This window comes from Ligilactobacillus cholophilus (assembly GCF_030389495.1).
Classification (GTDB): Bacteria; Bacillota; Bacilli; order Lactobacillales; family Lactobacillaceae; genus Ligilactobacillus; species Ligilactobacillus cholophilus.
On sequence record NZ_CP127832.1, the window covers coordinates 902,665 to 919,798 of the forward strand.

The following is a 17,134-nucleotide window of genomic DNA, read 5'->3' on the forward strand; positions in this document are numbered from 1 at the left end:
TTACTTCTTGTGCGTTAATCTTTGTTGCCATTCATTAACTTTATTCATTACCTCTAGTGGTGTCAAAGATAATAAATTCGTTTCCTTAATATCTTGTAATAATTTTTCCTCATTTGAAGATAATTTAATATTTTCCGGTTTGAAAAGTGACAATTGTTCTTCAACTTGACCAGTTTCATCCACTTCATTTGGCTTATAAGTAGTATCTTCAATATCTATATCTTTTTTCTCTAAATCCTTTAAAATAACATCCGCACGTTGCAATAATTTATCAGGCATTCCAGCTAATTTAGCAACATGAATTCCATACGATTTATCGGCTGGTCCAGGTTGCATTTTATGCAAGAAAATTAATTCGCCATTTTTCTCTACTGCTCCAACATGAACATTTGTAAGATGATTTAATTCTTGGTCTAAAATAGTCAATTCATGATAGTGAGTTGAGAATAATGTTTTAGCGTGAACATTATCATGAATATATTCAATAATCGCTTGGGCTAATGCCATACCATCATATGTTGCTGTTCCTCTTCCAATTTCATCGAATAAAATCAAACTATTTTCACTAGCATTTGTTAATGCTTCATTTGCTTCTTTCATTTCAACCATAAATGTCGATTCACCTGAAATTAAATCATCTGCAGCACCAATTCTAGTAAAAATTTGATTAAAAATTGGCATTTCTGCTGATTTAGCAGGAACAAAACAACCAATTTGAGCCATAACTACTGTTAAAGCTAGTTGACGCATATATGTACTTTTACCAGACATATTTGGTCCAGTGATTAACAGAATTGTCTGATTCTCATCCATTTTTATGTCATTTGGAACATAACTTTGACTTCCCATGACTTCTTCTACTACCGGATGCCATCCTGCTTTAATATTCAAATTATGACCTTTATCAGTCAATTTTGGCTGAACAAATTGATGATTCTCACTAACAATTGCAAAACCTTGTAAAACATCTAATTGAGCTAATCCAGAAGCTAGTCTTTGCAACTTTTTAATTTGATCTTTAATCTGCTCACGAATATCAACAAAAATTTTATATTGTAACTCCTGTGCTTTAGTCTCTGAGCCTAAAATTAATGATTCTTTTTCTTTTAACTCAGGAGTTATAAATCTTTCAGCATTAACAAGCGTTTGTTTTCTTTGAAAACGTTCAGGAACCTTACTTACATTTCCTTTTGAAACCTCAATAAAGTAGCCAAATATTTTATTATATCCAATTTTTAAATTATGAATACCAGTTTCTTGTCTTTCTTTTTCTTCAAGTTCTGCAAGCCACTTCTTACCATTCTTCATTGCATCCACATATTGATCCAATTCGTCATTATATCCTTCACGAATTAAATTACCATCTGTTACTGAAATTGGAGGATCATCAACAATTGCTCGTTCAATCAAATCTGCTACTTCTTCAACAGGATCTAATTGTTTTAATAATTTATCATAAATTCCATCTTCGTTCAGTTCTGTAAGTAAATAACGAATTTGAGGTACATGTTCTAATGAGGTCTTTAATTGAATCAAATCCCGTCCATTTACATTTCCAAATGCGACTTTCCCAGCTAAACGTTCTAAATCATATACATTTGTCAATTCATCTTGTAAATTATTTCTTTCAAAGAAATGATCAATTAAATTTTTTACAATTGCTTGTCGTTCTAGAATATCTTTTTTTGAAAGCAATGGTCTTGAAATCCATTGTTTTAATAATCTACCGCCCATTGCTGTTTTAGTAGCATCTAAAATCCAAAGTAGTGTTCCTGATTTCTTTCCAGTACGTGAATTCTTCAACAACTCAAGATTTCTTTGAGCAAATCGATCCATTTTCAAAAATGAAGATGTTTCATAATGAACTGCTTTTTGCAAATGAATTAATGCTCTCTTTTGGGTAACATTTAAATACATTAATAAATGTTTTATTACTGTTACTTCAACTTCATTATCTAAATCTTGAATTGCATATGAAAATTCTGCATGTTCAGCGACATCATTTTGAATCGAGACTACTATTTTCAATTTATTTAAAATTTTAATAACATTATCACTAACTGAATCATCAATTACTATTTCTTTAGTTCTCAAACTTGTGATTTCATTTACAAGACTGTCTATATCTGTTAGTGTTGTAACTTTTAACTCACCTGTTGATAAATCAACATATGCAAATCCTAATTGCTTTCCATTTTGATGCAGTGCCGTTAAATAATTATTTTCTTTTGCTTCACTTGCAGATTCGTCCATTAATGTCCCAGGAGTTACTAATTGCGTAACTTCACGCTTAACCATTCCCTTAGCCATTTTAGGATCTTCCATTTGTTCGCAAATTGCGACTTTATATCCCTTATCAATTAATATATCGATATAATTTTGTACCGCATGATGAGGAACACCACACATTGGAATCGAATTTTTAGAGTTGTGATTACGTTGAGTCAATGTTAATTCTAAAATTTGCGAACCTTTAACAGCATCATCATAAAACATTTCATAAAAATCACCTAAACGATAAAACAAAAAAGCATCTGGATATTGTTTTTTTATTGCCATATATTGTTCCATCATTGGTGTTAACTTTGTTTTTGACATTCAATTCATCCCTTCCCCATCTAATATTAGCTTTTTATATTTTAACATTTTTTGAGTGATTATTTTAGTTTCCGACCAATAAAAAAATAGAAGATGCGTTTAATCGCATTCTTCTATTTAAATTCTTAATTCAATCGATAATTAACCATTATCTTGCATACTCTGTTGCTCGAGTTTCACGAATTACAGTAACTTTAATATGTCCAGGATATTCAAGTTCATTTTCGATCTTATTTTTAATATCTCGAGCTAATACAGTTGCTTCTAAATCATTAATTTGTTCAGGTTTTACAATTACCCGAACTTCACGACCTGCTTGAATTGCATAACTCTTACTTACACCTTCAAATTCATTAGAAATACTTTCTAATTTTTCTAGACGGTGAAGGTAATTTTCAAGTGATTCACTACGAGCTCCAGGTCGAGCTGCAGAAATAGCATCAGCTGCAGCCACCAATTCAGCAATTACTGATTTAGGTTCTACATCCCCATGGTGAGAAGCAATAGTATTTATTACTACTTCATTTTCATGGTATTTCTTTGCTAACTCTACGCCAATTTCTACGTGTGAACCATCAATTTCATGGTCAACAGCCTTACCAATATCGTGTAATAATCCTGCGCGTTTCGCTAAAGTAACATCTTCGCCTAATTCACCAGCTAATACACCGGCAATTTTTGCAACTTCAATTGAATGTGTTAAAACATTTTGTCCATAACTTGTACGATAATTTAAACGTCCTACAATCTTGATTAAATCTGGATGCATTGCACTTATTCCTAAATCAAAAACAGTTTCTTCACCGATTTCACGAATCTTAGCATCCATCTCACGCGTTGCTTTATCTACCATTTCTTCAATTCGCGCTGGGTGAATACGACCATCTTGAATTAATTTTTCAAGTGCCATTTTAGCAATTTCCCGACGTACAGGGTCAAATCCGCTTAATAATACTGTATCTGGAGTATCATCGATAATTAAATCTATTCCAGTTAGAGTTTCAAAAGTACGAACATTACGTCCTTCTTTTCCAATAATTCGACCCTTCATATCATTATTAGGTAATGTAACAACTGAAACAGTTGATTCTGAAACTGTATCAGCTGCACTCCGTTCGATTGCTTGTGCAATTAAATCTTTTGCAGTTTGTTCTGCACGCGCTTTTGCCTCTTCTTCACTTTCTTTAATCATTTGTCCAAGTTCGTAATTTAAACTCACTTTGGTTTCTTTCATGATTTGTTCTCTAGCTTGTTGAGTAGTGAGAGAAGCTACTTCCTCCAACTTATCATGTTGTTGTTGGACAAGTTCTGTTACTTTTTGACGTTGATGTTCAACATCTTGTTGATCAGATTCAAGTTGGCCTTCTTTTTTATCTAACGTTTGTTCACGTTTCTCCAACATTGTATCTTTGCGATCAAGATTTTCTTCACGTTGAATTAAACGATTTTCTTGCTTTTGAATCTCAGACCTACGTTCTCTTAATTCTTTTTCTACTTCAGAACGATAATGGTGAGCTTCCTCTTTTGCCTCCACAATTGCTTCTTTCTTTTGGCGACGTGCTTCTTTACGTGCACTTTTAACAATTCCTTCAGCAGTTTGAGTAGCATCGTCTAAACTTTTTTCATAAAGCTTCGTACGACGTTTATCTCCAACAATAAAGCCAATAATCAAAGTCAAAATAGCGACGGCGAGGATTACAATTAAATCTGTCATTTTTGTACCTCCGCATCGTCATAAAGAGACTGTGACATATGATTTAAAGTCTCTTTGCTTGTTAATTAAACATAAAAACACTTTACTGTAATTACAATAAAATAAATGCACTATCACAAATTCTCTTTAATTTTTAATTTATTAATTATTTATTACACACATATATTTATTTTAGTTGTAAATTAGAGAAAATGTCAATATAATTATTTCGCTATTTAACACAAAAAGAAGACAAATCGTACATTTGTCTTCTTTTTATATCTAAGTCTTAACTTAAAATAAAAATTCGTTACTTTTTCTTTGAATCTTTATCTTTTTGTTGATCTTCTAATTTTAAATCTAATTGTTTTTGTTCTTCTTCTGTTGCAATGCCATATGCCTTACGGACTTTCAAAGTTACTTCTTTCATCATTTCAGGATGTTCTTTTAAATAACGTTTAGCATTTTCACGTCCTTGACCAATCCGCTCTTCTCCATAAGAGAACCATGACCCACTCTTCTTAATGATATCTTTGTCAACTGCCATATCAAGTAGTTCACCAGTCTTAGAAACACCTTCACCATACATTATATCTACTTCTGCTTGTTTAAATGGTGGAGCAACTTTGTTCTTTACAACTTTAATTCGAACACGGTTACCTACTACATCTGAACCATCTTTAATTTGTTCAGCTCGACGAACATCTAAACGTACAGTTGAATAAAATTTTAATGCTCGTCCACCAGGTGTAGTTTCAGGATTTCCAAACATAACGCCAACTTTTTCACGTATTTGGTTAATAAACAAAGCAATTGTTTTAGTTTTATTGATTGTACCTGATAACTTACGTAAAGCTTGTGACATTAAACGAGCCTGTAATCCAACATGAGCATCGCCCATTTCTCCTTCAATTTCAGCACGTGGAACTAAAGCAGCAACAGAATCAACAACTACTATATCAATTGCACCTGATGAAACTAATGCATCAGCAATTTCTAATCCTTCTTCACCAGTATCTGGTTGAGAAAGCAAAAGTTGGTCAATATTTACACCTAAAGCAGTTGCATATGCTGGATCCAAAGCATTTTCGGCATCAATATACGCAGCAGTACCACCCATTTTTTGTACTTCTGCAACTGCATGTAAAGCAACTGTTGTTTTACCTGAACTTTCTGGACCATAAATTTCAACAATTCTACCACGAGGGTAACCACCTACTCCTAAAGCCTCATCTAACGCTAAAGAACCAGATGGAATAGTTGAAATTTGAGTATCTGCCTTTTCACCCATTCGCATAATAGAGCCCTTACCAAAGTTCTTTTCAATTTTCTTTAATGCAGCATCTAAAGCTGCTTGTCTTTCATCAGCCACACTTTTCCCTCCTTTAAAATTTTACAATTTATATTTAAATTATATCAAAATTCATTTTATAATGCGAACTAATGTTTGTTATAAATTTAGTTTAATTGCAATCATTTGGAAAGCTTTTTGAATTACATCTTCAATTTGCCTTTTATTTTTTAATGGAACAGGAATAGTCTGTGGTTCTTCATCATTAGAACTCACTAATGCAATCCAAAAAGTCCGATCCTTTGGATTTTTTACAATTCCAATCCCTAAATCAGTTCGCAATATTTTTCGAACTTGAGTAGCCATCCAACTTGCAATCTCGCTGCTCGCTTTTCCAGTTGAATTGATTAATTGATATGGTATTCCCAATATAGCATTTTTAGAATCGGCATTCGGTGCAACAATCATTCCAGCAAAATACGATTCTTTATTCAAACGATTTAATACATCTCCGGGTATAAAATCAGTTGCTAATGCCAATGAGACATTTTGATTATTTAATTTATCCATTACGTTATTTATGGAAGTCATTAAAGAATCAGACTTTTTTAGTGCATCATCCATTAAAATCCTCCTCACTTTATAAATACGTAAACAATTAATTATATTTTAAACCAAAGAAAGAGACTGTGCACATTGTCACAACCTCTCCCTAAAAAATATATTCTTTTCAAATTACAACTATTTTACTTATTTTTCCCAAATGAATCTGCAAAAATAGCACGTGCATTATAAAAATATTCAATTCCAGAATATACAGTAAAAATTAAACAAACATAAAGTAAGATTTGTCCAATTGGAACTTGAATATTTTCAAAAAATACATTGTTTAAAAATAGAAAAATAATTGAAAACATCTGAGAAGCTGTTTTAATTTTTCCAGGCATCTTTGCTGCCATTACCTCTCCATTATTTTCTACTACAATTAATCTTAATCCTGTTACAGCTAGTTCACGACATACAATAATAGCTGCAATCCATGCAGGAACTTTTCCCATTTGGACTAAAATTATAAATGCTGTCATTACAAGCATTTTATCAGCTAATGGATCAGCAAACTTACCAAAATTAGTAACTAAATGCTGTTTTCTTGCAATTTGTCCATCTATGAAATCGGTAATTGAAGCAATTGCAAAAATCAATGCTCCTACAAAATTCTGCATAGGAATTACTGTTCCAGCAACAATTAAGAATCCCCAATTTAATGGCAAAAGTAAAACAAGCATAAAGATTGGAATTAACAAAATACGTAAAACAGTTAATTTATTAGGTAAATTCAAATTTCACACCCCGATTATATTAATTTTTAATTATTTGAATATGCATTAGTAGTTGTTTGAGTAGTGCTACTTGTTTGAGAATTATTATTTCCAAAATTAATCACTAATTTACGTACTGTCAACGATGAATTTTGTTCTAAGAAGTTAAGATCTGAATCATTAATCTTAACAGCAGATGCTTTTGAATTCCCAATATTAATAGTTACAGATGAAGTTCCTTCTGGGATCTTAATTGTATGATCTGAACCTTGTTGTAAAGTTCCTTGCCATGTTTGTGTGCCATCAATATAAACTGCATCCCATGAAGAGCCTGTTGTAGCAGAAAGTTTTAATTCATTTGTAGTTGCTGCATTTTCAACATTATATGTAAATGTTGATCCACTTGAACCTGCACTAACAATTTTTTGTTTCTTTGATTCACTGCTTTCAGATGAAGAAGATTGCTTTTGTGTACTTGAGGCTTTCTTCTTTTTGCTTTTAACATCAGTTGAAACAGCAACTTTTGTGCTTGTCTCCTCAATTTGACGATTTTTGGCTTTTTCATGATTTCCCCAAGCAACAGCATACACAGTTCCTAAAATAGCAACTACAATTACTACAATAATAATAGTTGGTAAATACTTTGCAAGTTTTGCACTGGTACTATTTTCCTCAGGTTTATTTATCTGTTCTCTTTTTTGAGTCCGACTAGTTTCGTCGTTCTCATTAGATTCAGAAGATTTGGTTCCTAATTCACTATCTATTTCTTTAACAATTTCATTTGGATCCAAGCCAACTGTTTCAGCATATTGGCGAGCAAATGCGCGCACATAAAAATCACCTGGCAAGGCTTGGTAATTTCCTTCTTCAATCGCAATTAAATAACGTTTTTGAATTTTAGTTGATTGTTGTAAATCATCTAATGTTAACCCCTTAGCGATTCTTGCATCTTTAAGTTTTTGACCAACACCGCTCATTAAAAATCCACATCTTTCTTATATAAATTTATCTCAGTTAATATCCATGATAAGTATATCATATGCACTATTTATCTGACAAAATGATTAATCTAACCATCCGCCATTCACAAATAAAGTTTGACCTGTCATGTATGACGCTTTTTCAGCTAATAACACATTGACCCAGTAACTAATTTCTTCTACGTTTGCAAGATATCCAACTGGAATCTCTTCTTTAACTTTTTCTAAAGTTTCGTCATCAAAAATTGAGTTCATTTGCGTATTAACTGCTCCTGGTGCAATTGCATTTACTGTAATTCCAAGTGAAGCGACTTCTTTGCTGTATGCACGAACAAAAGTATTTATTGCTCCCTTTACAGAGCTATATGGTACTTCCATTGCACTTCCAGTTTTTCCATAAATAGAACTTAGAAAAACAACACGTCCAAATTTATTTTTTGCTAGTTTTTTCTGTAACTTTTGTAATAATAACACTGGTGTCTTAAGTTGTATAGTTAAGATTTCATCAATTTTTTCTGTAGGAAAATCACTTAATAATGCATAATATGTTGTTCCCTGTGCAAAAATAACTGCATCTAAACTAAAAATTGAATTACTTATTTTTTCTACACTATTTTTATCTAAAAAATCTGCCTGAATTGGTATAAAATCCTGCTTAGGATATTTATGATTAAACTGATTAACTAATTCATTAATTCTTTGTTCATTGTGAGTATAGTGCAAATAAAGAGACCAACCTTCTTCGGCTAAATCTTTACTAATTTGCATTCCGATATCACCAGAACTCCCACAAATTAATGCCCACTTCATTTGCATTACTCCTTTGGATAAATTCTAAATTCTGTTGTGTTATTTTCTTTGAATAATTGTTTTGATAAATCTAATAAATCACTTAATTTAAGCTTTTCAATCATTTTTGGTGCATCAAAAAGTGTTTTATTTCCAAAAAGCCATTTATCAAATTGATCTGCAATATTTTCATTAGAATTCATTCCTTTAATATATCGGCCTATGAATTCTTTCTTCATAATTTCAAATATATCTTTTTGTTGACTTAATTTTTTCGAAGCATTTAAAAGGATATTTTTAATCTCTTTGCTAGCTAATTCAACCTTATTAGTGTTTAAAGTCAAATAAATAAAATGAAATTCTTCTTCAAGTTGAATCTCATATTCAAAACTATTATCAATGATTCCTTTATCGTATAGTCTTTGATAATCAAGGGATGATTCACCAAATAATAATTCAAGAAGAATTTGCAATGCCACCTTATATTTCAAACGCTGTTCAATGCTTAATTTACAATCTCCACGCACAGCGATCCCTAACTTAGGCCTTTGAATATGCATTCTTTTTTCATCATATGAAATAACATCTGCATTTAATTGTTCTGAACTTAAACTATTTTTAGCAGATGATGTTTTTATTTCATTAATATTATTTTGATTCTCAATAATAATCTGTTTAATTTTAGATAAATTAAAGTTTCCCACTAACATTAAACTCATATTATTGGGTTGATAAAAATGATCATAACATTCATAAAGCATTTGGGGAGTAATTTCTTGGATTGATGTTACACTTCCCGCAATATCTGCTGTTAGTGGAGTATTTGGATATAAGTTTTTTATAATTCCAAAAAGCAATTGCCAATTAGGGTCATCTTCATACATTTTAATTTCTTGAGCGATTATTCCCTTTTCTTTTTCCACCGTTTGTTCACTAAAATATGGATGTTGTACAAAATTTAATAATGTTGAAACACATTTGCCCACATTTGAAGAGGTTGAAAATAAATAACTTGTTCTTGTAAAACTCGTAAATGCGTTAGAATCTGCTCCATACAATGCAAACTCATCAAAAGCATCATGATCTTCCTTTTCAAACAATTTATGTTCTAAAAAGTGAGCAATTCCATTAGGGTATTTCTTTATTTCATTTGAGTCAGATGCTTTAAATGAATTATTAATTGAGCCATATCTAGTTGTTAAAATACCAAATGTTTGATGAAATTTAGGTCTTACAATCAAATTAACATTTAATCCATTAGGGAGATTGATTATATGTAATTTTTCATTATATAAGTCATACTTTATTTCGTTCATAGATTAAACTTCTCCCTTTAAAAAGAATTCGGTTTGAAATTTCATTAAATTAGCTACCTTAATAATATCTTGTCGTGTAACTCTTTGAATAGAATCGCATTGAAACTCATAACTCATATTTTGATTAAGGATGTTTCCTAAAACTTGTTGATCTAAAATACTTAATGGGTTATCTTGCATTCTTAATCTTTCATTAATTAATTCTATTTTTATTTTCTGTAACTCACTATCGGTAAAGTTACCATTTTTTAACGATTCAACTTGACTCTGAATTAAATTTTTAACCTTTTCTCTATTCTCTGCTTGAATTCCCGTCTGAATTAAGACTATTGATCTTAATGCTGAATAACTACTATCCGCATAATAGGCTAAACTTTCCTTCTCACGAATATTTTTAAATAATTTAGACTGTGGAGATCCACCTAACATTGCATTAAAAACTACTGCTGAAAAAAATTTTGAACCCGCTTGAGCGTTAATTGGTAATTGATAAATTAAATCTAATTTACTCTGTCTAACAGGCTCTTCAATTTCCTTAGTCCGAATTTTATTTATATTTTGTTGATAACAAATTTGTTTTTCAAATTCAATGGATTTAGTACGTTTTCCAAATTCAAATTTTTTTAAAGCAGTTTTCAATTTGGAAACATCCAAATTTCCCATTATTGTAATTTCAACGTTATCTTCTTTAATCATTTGTTTATAAACATTAATTAGCTCTTCATTTGTAAAAGCTTTAAAATCATTTTCATGTCCATACGGTGTATATTTTTGAATTTCATCATCAAAATATAATTTTTGAATTTCTAATAATGCTTCTGATTGTTTATTGTCTTGAATTCCTCTAATATAAGTTGCTAAATTTTCTTTTTGTCGCATAAACAATTGTTCATCGAATAGTTGCCCATCCATTTTAGGATGAAAAATCATTTCATTCAAAAATTCGATTGAATTACCTAAAATATCTGTTTTATTTGGTAAATATTCAGGAACTACAAAACTATAAATAAAATTTAAAAGGCTTAAATTTCCTTCAACTTCAGCATTTGTCCCAAATGTTGCACCATATAATTCAGCAAGTTTCAATGTAATTGCGTGCTGATTTGGATACTTTTGACTAGCAGTTTCCAAAACGCTCGCTAGTAAAGTTCGTCCAGATAGTTGTTTTTTATCTGTCAATTTTTTTATAAACGACACCATCACTTGAATGGATTTAAATTGATCATTTTTAATAAAATTTACTCGAACACCTGGGAATAATTCAAATTTCAAAATTCAGCCCGCCTTTAATCTTCTTTTTTAGGAAGAAATACTTTTCTAGGTTTTCCTCCTTCTTGTGGACCAACCATTCCTTTATCTGCTAAATCATCTACAATTCGTGCAGCACGGTTGTATCCAATTTTAAATTTACGTTGTAACAATGAGATGCTAACCTTTTGTTCGCGTTGAATAAAATCAATTACTTCATTAAATAATGGATCATCACTATCTGAAGTTGATGTCTGACTTTGTTCAACTTCTTCATCTGAAACAGCTAAATTATCATCATATTCAGCTGTCCCCTGTTCTTTTACAAAAGATACAACATTTTCAACATCTTCATCAGAAATATATGCTCCTTGGACTCGAATTGGTTTCTTTCCAACTAATTTAAATAGCATATCACCACGTCCAAGTAATTTTTCAGCACCATTCTGATCCAAAATTGTTCGTGAATCTGTTCCACTTGAAACTGCAAATGCCATTCTTGATGGAACATTAGCCTTAATCAAGCCAGTAATAACATCAACTGAAGGACGTTGTGTCGCAATTATCATGTGAATTCCAGCAGCACGTCCCATTTGTGCGATTCTAATAATTGCACTTTCTACTTCATTTGATGAAACCATCATTAAATCAGCTAATTCATCTACAATACCAACAATATATGGCATTTTCTTTTCTGACGTATTCATATCTTTTTGTTGATTAATAATTAATCGATTATAACCATCAATATTCCTTACACCAACATTAGCAAAAGTTTCGTAACGTCTTTCCATTTCAGCAACTAGTTTATTTAATGAAAGTGCAGCTTTTTTAGATTCAGTTACAACAGGTGAAATTAAATGTGGAATACCATTATATACACCTAATTCAACTTTTTTAGGATCCACTAACATTAATTTTACATCATCGGGCGTACAATTCATTAATAAACTCGTAATAATTCCATTGATAGCCACTGATTTACCACTTCCGGTTGCTCCAGCAATCAAAAGATGAGGTGTTTTAGTAATGTCTAATGTAATTAATTTACCAGAAACATCTCGTCCTAATGGAACTTCTAATAAATGATGTGAACTACGTTGTTCAGCGGAAATAACATCTTTAAATGAGATTGTTGCAACTTTCTTATTTGGAACTTCAATTCCAATCAATGATTTTCCTGGGATTGGTGCTTCAATTCGGATATCCTTAGCAGCTAAAGCTAAGGCTAAATCATCAGTTAAATTGACAATTTTAGAAACTTTTACTCCAATTTCAGGATGTAATTCATATTTAGTTACAGAAGGACCTAGAATTGTATTTTTTAATTCTGCATCCACCCCAAAACTTTTTAACGTTTGTTTTAAAATTTCTTGATTTCGTTTAATATCTTTTCTTTCTTGACTTTGGTCTGTTGGAGGTACATCCTTCAATAAATCTAATGATGGTAATTCATAATTCTCTAATTGACGATGACTAGATTCAACATTTGATTCATTATTTTCTTCACTATTCGAATCTTTTTTATCCCATACGTCAGTTAAAATCTCTTGTTCTGTAGAATCAGCAATTGGCTGAGGTAACTCTTTATCTTCTGGTGAAATTAATTTTTCTTCATTAATTTGTTTTTCTTCTTCATTATCTATATTTTCAATTATTGTAGAATCTTCTTTTTCTTCAATTTTTGCATTTTTGGATTTAAAGCTTTTAATCAGTTCTTTATATCCTAATTTAATTTTCTTTCCTACCCAAAGAATAATATTTCCTACAGATAGACAAAACTTACCAACTGTTTGAGCAATTTCTTGAATGGAAATATTAAATAGCATACATATACCTAAAATAATTAAAATTGCACTTATTAGGTATACCCCAACTTCAGATAATAAAAAGTAAATTATGTTATATAAAAAAGCACCAATTATTCCACCACCAACGGAGTTAGCCACACTTGCATTTACAATATCATTCAAAATATATTGCCAAGTATTTTGGATAAAATTACTATGAAGATCTAATTTATAAAAAAAGATTCCTTCTAATCCTAAACAAATTCCAAGTAAAATAAGTATATAACTGCCCCAATAACGCACTTTGATTTGTGGTTCTTTGCCATATATCATTAGATATACACCTAATAATAATAAAGTAATGGTTCCAATTTGATAGGCATTACCAATTAATAATCGAAATGCATTTGCAATTAAAATTCCTAAGTAACCAAGTCGAAAAATTCCAAATAAACTAATAACACTCAAAATTAATCCGATAATGTGTTCTGAAATTTGTTGTTTCTTTTTTCTTCTTTTGGTAGTTCTTTTCCTTTGTTTTTTCTTAGCCATTTTGTCCTCTAATCTATTTTAATTTGTCATTATCATATGTGTGTGTTTTATCCAAGTTAGGAAATCCTTGTTGTCTCAACACTTCATAAATAACAATTGCTGCTGTATTAGATAAATTTAATGCACGAATATGATCATCATTTTGTGGAATGCGAATACATTTTTCTGCATTTGCTCGCATAAAGTTTTCTGGTAATCCAGTTGTTTCTTTACCAAATAAAAAGTAATGATCTTCATTGCTATCTGAATAATCAGGATCCGTATATGTTTGTTCTGCGAATTTTGAAACAACATAAAGTTTTTGAGGATCAGGTACAGTTTCTAAAAATTCTGGCAAATTTTTATGATAAGTAATTTTTACTTTATCCCAGTAATCTAATCCAGCACGTTTTAAATATTTATCATCTGTTGAAAATCCTAATGGTTCGATTAAATGTAATTCTGTATTAGTCCCTGCACATGTTCTAGCAATATTCCCTGTATTAGCAGGCATTAATGGTTCAAATAATACAATATGATTTGTCATTTTAGTTTTCCTTTCTGTTTTTGGACAAAAAAAAGCGTAACCGTTCGGTGTGGGCACGGCGAACAGCTACGTTAATGAAGTACAATTATCTGATAACTAACACAATATATCAATTATCAACAACCGTTTTCTTATCAAGAATAATAACACTATATTATATATTTGACAAGAGGTTTTATTGATTTTAGGCAATCAACAACGAAAAATCAACAGTAATTTGATTAAGCGGTTGCTTTAAAACTTCTGAGATATCAATGGAACTTCCCCATTGTAACGGAGTCATTTTAACTAAATCTTGTTGTAATTGAGATGTTAAATTAAATTGATACTTAACTGGATAGATTTCAAAATCGTGATAAATTTCTTTAAAACGTTTTATTACATCTTGATTACTATATGTATAATTTTTACTTTCTTTTTGATAAAGTCGGTGTCGTAATTCTATTAAATAGTTTGCATTGGGAATAACTTTAAATAATTTTCCATTTGGCTTTAGCACTCGATGAAATTCATGATATGCAGAAGGAGATAAAATATCAATTAACACATCAAAACTTTGATCTGCAAATGGTAAATTTGCTAAATCTGCAATGCAAAAAAAGTTATTAGTATCTTGTTGAGTTGCTAAATTTATTGCATCTTTTGAAATATCAAATCCAACACAACTGTCGTTAAATTTTAAACGTTGAATAGCTATTTTAGACAATGGTGTCCCTTCTCCACATCCAATATCTAAAATCTTTTGTTCTTTTTGTGGCAAGTGTTTTATAATTTCATCAAGAATTCCATCAAACAAACCACTTTGTAATAAATTTCTTCTTGCAAGCCACAACGCTTTATCATCATATCCACTGTTAACGCCATGTTTAAGTAAAAATAATGTTCCTTTTTTGGATAAATCGAAACGGTGATTATTTTCACAAACCAAACTTTGACCATCAATCCCAGTTATTCTTTGCTTACAAACTGGACATTGGAATAAATTAAAATTTTTAGTCAAAAACAACTTTGCTTTATCTATTTTCTTTAATTTAGCGTTCAACTTTAATATACTTTCCCTTCACTAAAGAAACTAAATCACTTTGCTTCAACCGGACTGAACGGCCTAATTTTCCTGCTGAAACTGAAATTTCGTCAAAACATTTAATTTGTTCATCAAAATAGATAGGAAATCCCTTATTTTCATAAATACCAATAGGCGTATTGGCCCCATGCACATAACCTGTAATCTTAATTAGTTTTTTATTATCTGCTAAATGAACCTGTTTTTTATCCAATTGTTTAGCAACTAATTTTAGATTTATTTCAGAATCAACTGGAAGACATACTACTAAATAATCTTTAGAATCCCCATTTGCTTGTAATACAATTGTCTTTAAAATACTTTTAGGTTCTATTCCTTGACTTTTAGCATCTTCTAAAGCCTCTTGACCACGTTCTACCCAATTAAAGTTTTTTTCTTCATATTCAATTTGGTGTTCGTCTAAAATTCGTTCTTCATTAGTTTTTTTTATTTTTTTCTTTTTTGCCAAAATAATACTCCTACTTAATTAAAATCTTTGATCCTACCTTAATTTTTGGTAATTTTTGTGGAGTTAAATAAATTGCATTATTTCTTGGTTCATTAGGAACATCTTCAAATGATAAGACAGTATGATGAATAGAATCAAAGTTACTTTCCACTAATTGTCCAACATATTTAATTTGATACTCTTGGTCATCAATAATAACATGCATATCATCAGTAATTTTATAATCAGATGCTTGATTAACTTTTTGAATTACAGATATGTCCTTCAAGCGGTCTGAAACTTTTTCTCCAAATAAAATAATAATTTGATCTTCTTCATTTAAGGCATCTTTGCCAATTGAAACTACATTTGCTTTAATCATAAGCTCACCTCATTGATATTTTATCATATTTATAATGTTGGTTAATGTTGTTTTTGCACAAAATGGTATAATAAATTTTAATCTAATTTAGGAGTGTGTGATTTGAAACAAGAAATTTATTTTGGCACATATACAAAAAAATTAAGTGAAGGAATTTATCATGCAACATTAGATTCAGTAACAAATTCAATTTCACATCCAAAAAATATAATTAGCATTGGCAATCCAACATATCTACGTTCTTTAAATAATAATATGTTATTATCAATTGCTACAAATAAAAATCAAGGTGGAATTGCCCTTTATTCATCTTACAATAATCAATTTACTTTATTAGATTCTTCACTCTCTGAAGGATCAAGTCCATGCTATTTAGGTTACGATTCTCAACGAAATTTAGTTTTTGCAGCATACTACCATCGTGGAACAGTAGAAGCATATCATATAGATAAAAATGGTCATCTAACACTTACAGATAGTATTAAACAATCTGGGGCTGGTCCACGCGAAGAACAAAAAAGTTCACATATTCATTATGCTGATTTAACTCCAGATAATCGATTAGCAGTAATTGATTTAGGTAGTGATACTTTAACAACTTACGATATTTCCAATGAAGGAAAATTAACTTTTAAGAATCAACTTAAATTACCTGCTGGATTTGGTCCTAGACATCTGGTTTTTGCTCCAAATAACAACTATGCTTACCTTATTGGAGAATTAAGCAGTCAAATAGCTACTTTAAAGTATCATAAATCAGAAGGTCGTTTTGAAATTATATCTTCAATTTCTACAATTCCTTCTACATTCAATAAACATAATGGTGCTAGTGCTATTCGAATTACCTCAAACGGAAAATATTTATATGCTGCTAATCGCGGTCACGACAGTATTGTCTCATATCAAATACTTAATGATCACACATTAGATTTAATTGAATATACAAATACTCAAGGGAGTTTTCCAAGAGATTTTGCACTTGATTCAACAGAAAAATTCTTAATTGTGGCAAATCAAAATACAAATAATATAAGTCTTTTTACAGTTAACCAACAAAATGGTAAACTAAATTGCATTCAACATGATATAGTCTTACCTGAAGGCGTATGTGTCTGTTTTAAAAATTAGAAAGGATATTT

15 protein-coding genes are annotated in these 17,134 nt (G+C 30.5%); 1 reads left to right on the plus strand and 14 read right to left on the minus strand.

All coding sequences use genetic code 11. The features are described from left to right. From mutS to QPK35_RS04840, 14 genes are all read right to left on the minus strand, one after another. On the minus strand, positions 1-2,598 hold the full coding sequence (gene mutS, locus QPK35_RS04775; RefSeq protein WP_290032851.1) for a DNA mismatch repair protein MutS: 2,598 nt from the start codon (positions 2,596-2,598) through the stop codon (positions 1-3). Positions 2,599-2,746: 148 nt separating this feature from the next. Further along, on the minus strand, positions 2,747-4,312 hold the full coding sequence (gene rny / locus QPK35_RS04780; RefSeq protein WP_290032852.1) for a ribonuclease Y: 1,566 nt from the start codon (positions 4,310-4,312) through the stop codon (positions 2,747-2,749). Positions 4,313-4,601: 289 nt separating this feature from the next. Next, on the minus strand, positions 4,602-5,663 hold the full coding sequence (recA, locus tag QPK35_RS04785) for a recombinase RecA (RefSeq protein WP_290032853.1): 1,062 nt from the start codon (positions 5,661-5,663) through the stop codon (positions 4,602-4,604). A 78-nt stretch (positions 5,664-5,741) separates the two neighbouring features. Then, positions 5,742-6,206, minus strand: coding sequence for a CinA family protein (locus QPK35_RS04790; protein ID WP_290032854.1), 465 nt, complete (start codon positions 6,204-6,206; stop codon positions 5,742-5,744). Positions 6,207-6,328: 122 nt separating this feature from the next. Beyond that, positions 6,329-6,922: a CDP-diacylglycerol--glycerol-3-phosphate 3-phosphatidyltransferase gene (pgsA, locus tag QPK35_RS04795; RefSeq protein WP_290032855.1), complete on the minus strand. Its 594-nt coding sequence runs from the start codon at positions 6,920-6,922 to the stop codon at positions 6,329-6,331. A gap of 26 nt (positions 6,923-6,948) precedes the next feature. Continuing rightward, the gene (locus QPK35_RS04800) at positions 6,949-7,878 is read right to left on the minus strand and encodes a helix-turn-helix domain-containing protein (RefSeq protein WP_290032856.1); all 930 of its coding nucleotides are present in this window, start codon (positions 7,876-7,878) and stop codon (positions 6,949-6,951) included. Positions 7,879-7,965: 87 nt separating this feature from the next. Next, entirely contained in the window at positions 7,966-8,691 is a 726-nt protein-coding gene (gene ymfI / locus QPK35_RS04805) for an elongation factor P 5-aminopentanone reductase (RefSeq protein WP_290032857.1), read from the minus strand. Positions 8,692-8,696: 5 nt separating this feature from the next. Then, positions 8,697-9,986 carry an EF-P 5-aminopentanol modification-associated protein YfmH gene (gene yfmH, locus QPK35_RS04810; protein ID WP_290032858.1) on the minus strand — a complete coding sequence of 430 codons (1,290 nt, stop codon included), beginning with the start codon at positions 9,984-9,986 and terminating at the stop codon, positions 8,697-8,699. A gap of 3 nt (positions 9,987-9,989) precedes the next feature. Beyond that, entirely contained in the window at positions 9,990-11,258 is a 1,269-nt protein-coding gene (gene yfmF, locus QPK35_RS04815; protein WP_290032859.1) for an EF-P 5-aminopentanol modification-associated protein YfmF, read from the minus strand. A gap of 14 nt (positions 11,259-11,272) precedes the next feature. Beyond that, entirely contained in the window at positions 11,273-13,576 is a 2,304-nt protein-coding gene (locus QPK35_RS04820) for a DNA translocase FtsK (RefSeq protein WP_290032860.1), read from the minus strand. Between the two features lie 13 nt (positions 13,577-13,589). Next, positions 13,590-14,102 (minus strand): tRNA (uridine(34)/cytosine(34)/5-carboxymethylaminomethyluridine(34)-2'-O)-methyltransferase TrmL, encoded by a 513-nt coding sequence (gene trmL / locus QPK35_RS04825; RefSeq protein WP_290032861.1) that lies wholly within the window; start codon positions 14,100-14,102, stop codon positions 13,590-13,592. Between the two features lie 184 nt (positions 14,103-14,286). After that, positions 14,287-15,144 (minus strand): methyltransferase domain-containing protein, encoded by an 858-nt coding sequence (locus tag QPK35_RS04830; RefSeq protein ID WP_290032862.1) that lies wholly within the window; start codon positions 15,142-15,144, stop codon positions 14,287-14,289. Beyond that, the gene (locus tag QPK35_RS04835) at positions 15,134-15,634 is read right to left on the minus strand and encodes an aminoacyl-tRNA deacylase (protein ID WP_290032863.1); all 501 of its coding nucleotides are present in this window, start codon (positions 15,632-15,634) and stop codon (positions 15,134-15,136) included. Before QPK35_RS04835 ends, QPK35_RS04830 begins: the two co-directional genes overlap by 11 nt. A 10-nt stretch (positions 15,635-15,644) precedes the next feature. Then, positions 15,645-15,995, minus strand: a complete 351-nt coding sequence (locus tag QPK35_RS04840) for a PTS glucitol/sorbitol transporter subunit IIA (protein ID WP_290032864.1) — start codon at positions 15,993-15,995, stop codon at positions 15,645-15,647. 93 nt (positions 15,996-16,088) lie between these two features. On the opposite strand from QPK35_RS04840, the gene QPK35_RS04845 reads away from it, so the two are divergent. Then, the gene (locus QPK35_RS04845; RefSeq protein ID WP_321315901.1) at positions 16,089-17,123 is read left to right on the plus strand and encodes a lactonase family protein; all 1,035 of its coding nucleotides are present in this window, start codon (positions 16,089-16,091) and stop codon (positions 17,121-17,123) included. Positions 17,124-17,134: the final 11 nt, after the last annotated feature.

Coding starts and splice junctions, on each gene's coding strand:
- mutS (WP_290032851.1), bottom strand. CDS start 2,598: ATGTCAAAAACAAAGTTAACACCAATGATGGAACAATATATGGCAATA.
- rny (WP_290032852.1), bottom strand. CDS start 4,312: ATGACAGATTTAATTGTAATCCTCGCCGTCGCTATTTTGACTTTGATT.
- QPK35_RS04790 (WP_290032854.1), bottom strand. CDS start 6,206: ATGGATGATGCACTAAAAAAGTCTGATTCTTTAATGACTTCCATAAAT.
- QPK35_RS04800 (WP_290032856.1), bottom strand. CDS start 7,878: ATGAGCGGTGTTGGTCAAAAACTTAAAGATGCAAGAATCGCTAAGGGG.
- ymfI (WP_290032857.1), bottom strand. CDS start 8,691: ATGAAGTGGGCATTAATTTGTGGGAGTTCTGGTGATATCGGAATGCAA.
- yfmH (WP_290032858.1), bottom strand. CDS start 9,986: ATGAACGAAATAAAGTATGACTTATATAATGAAAAATTACATATAATC.
- QPK35_RS04820 (WP_290032860.1), bottom strand. CDS start 13,576: ATGGCTAAGAAAAAACAAAGGAAAAGAACTACCAAAAGAAGAAAAAAG.
- trmL (WP_290032861.1), bottom strand. CDS start 14,102: ATGACAAATCATATTGTATTATTTGAACCATTAATGCCTGCTAATACA.
- QPK35_RS04840 (WP_290032864.1), bottom strand. CDS start 15,995: ATGATTAAAGCAAATGTAGTTTCAATTGGCAAAGATGCCTTAAATGAA.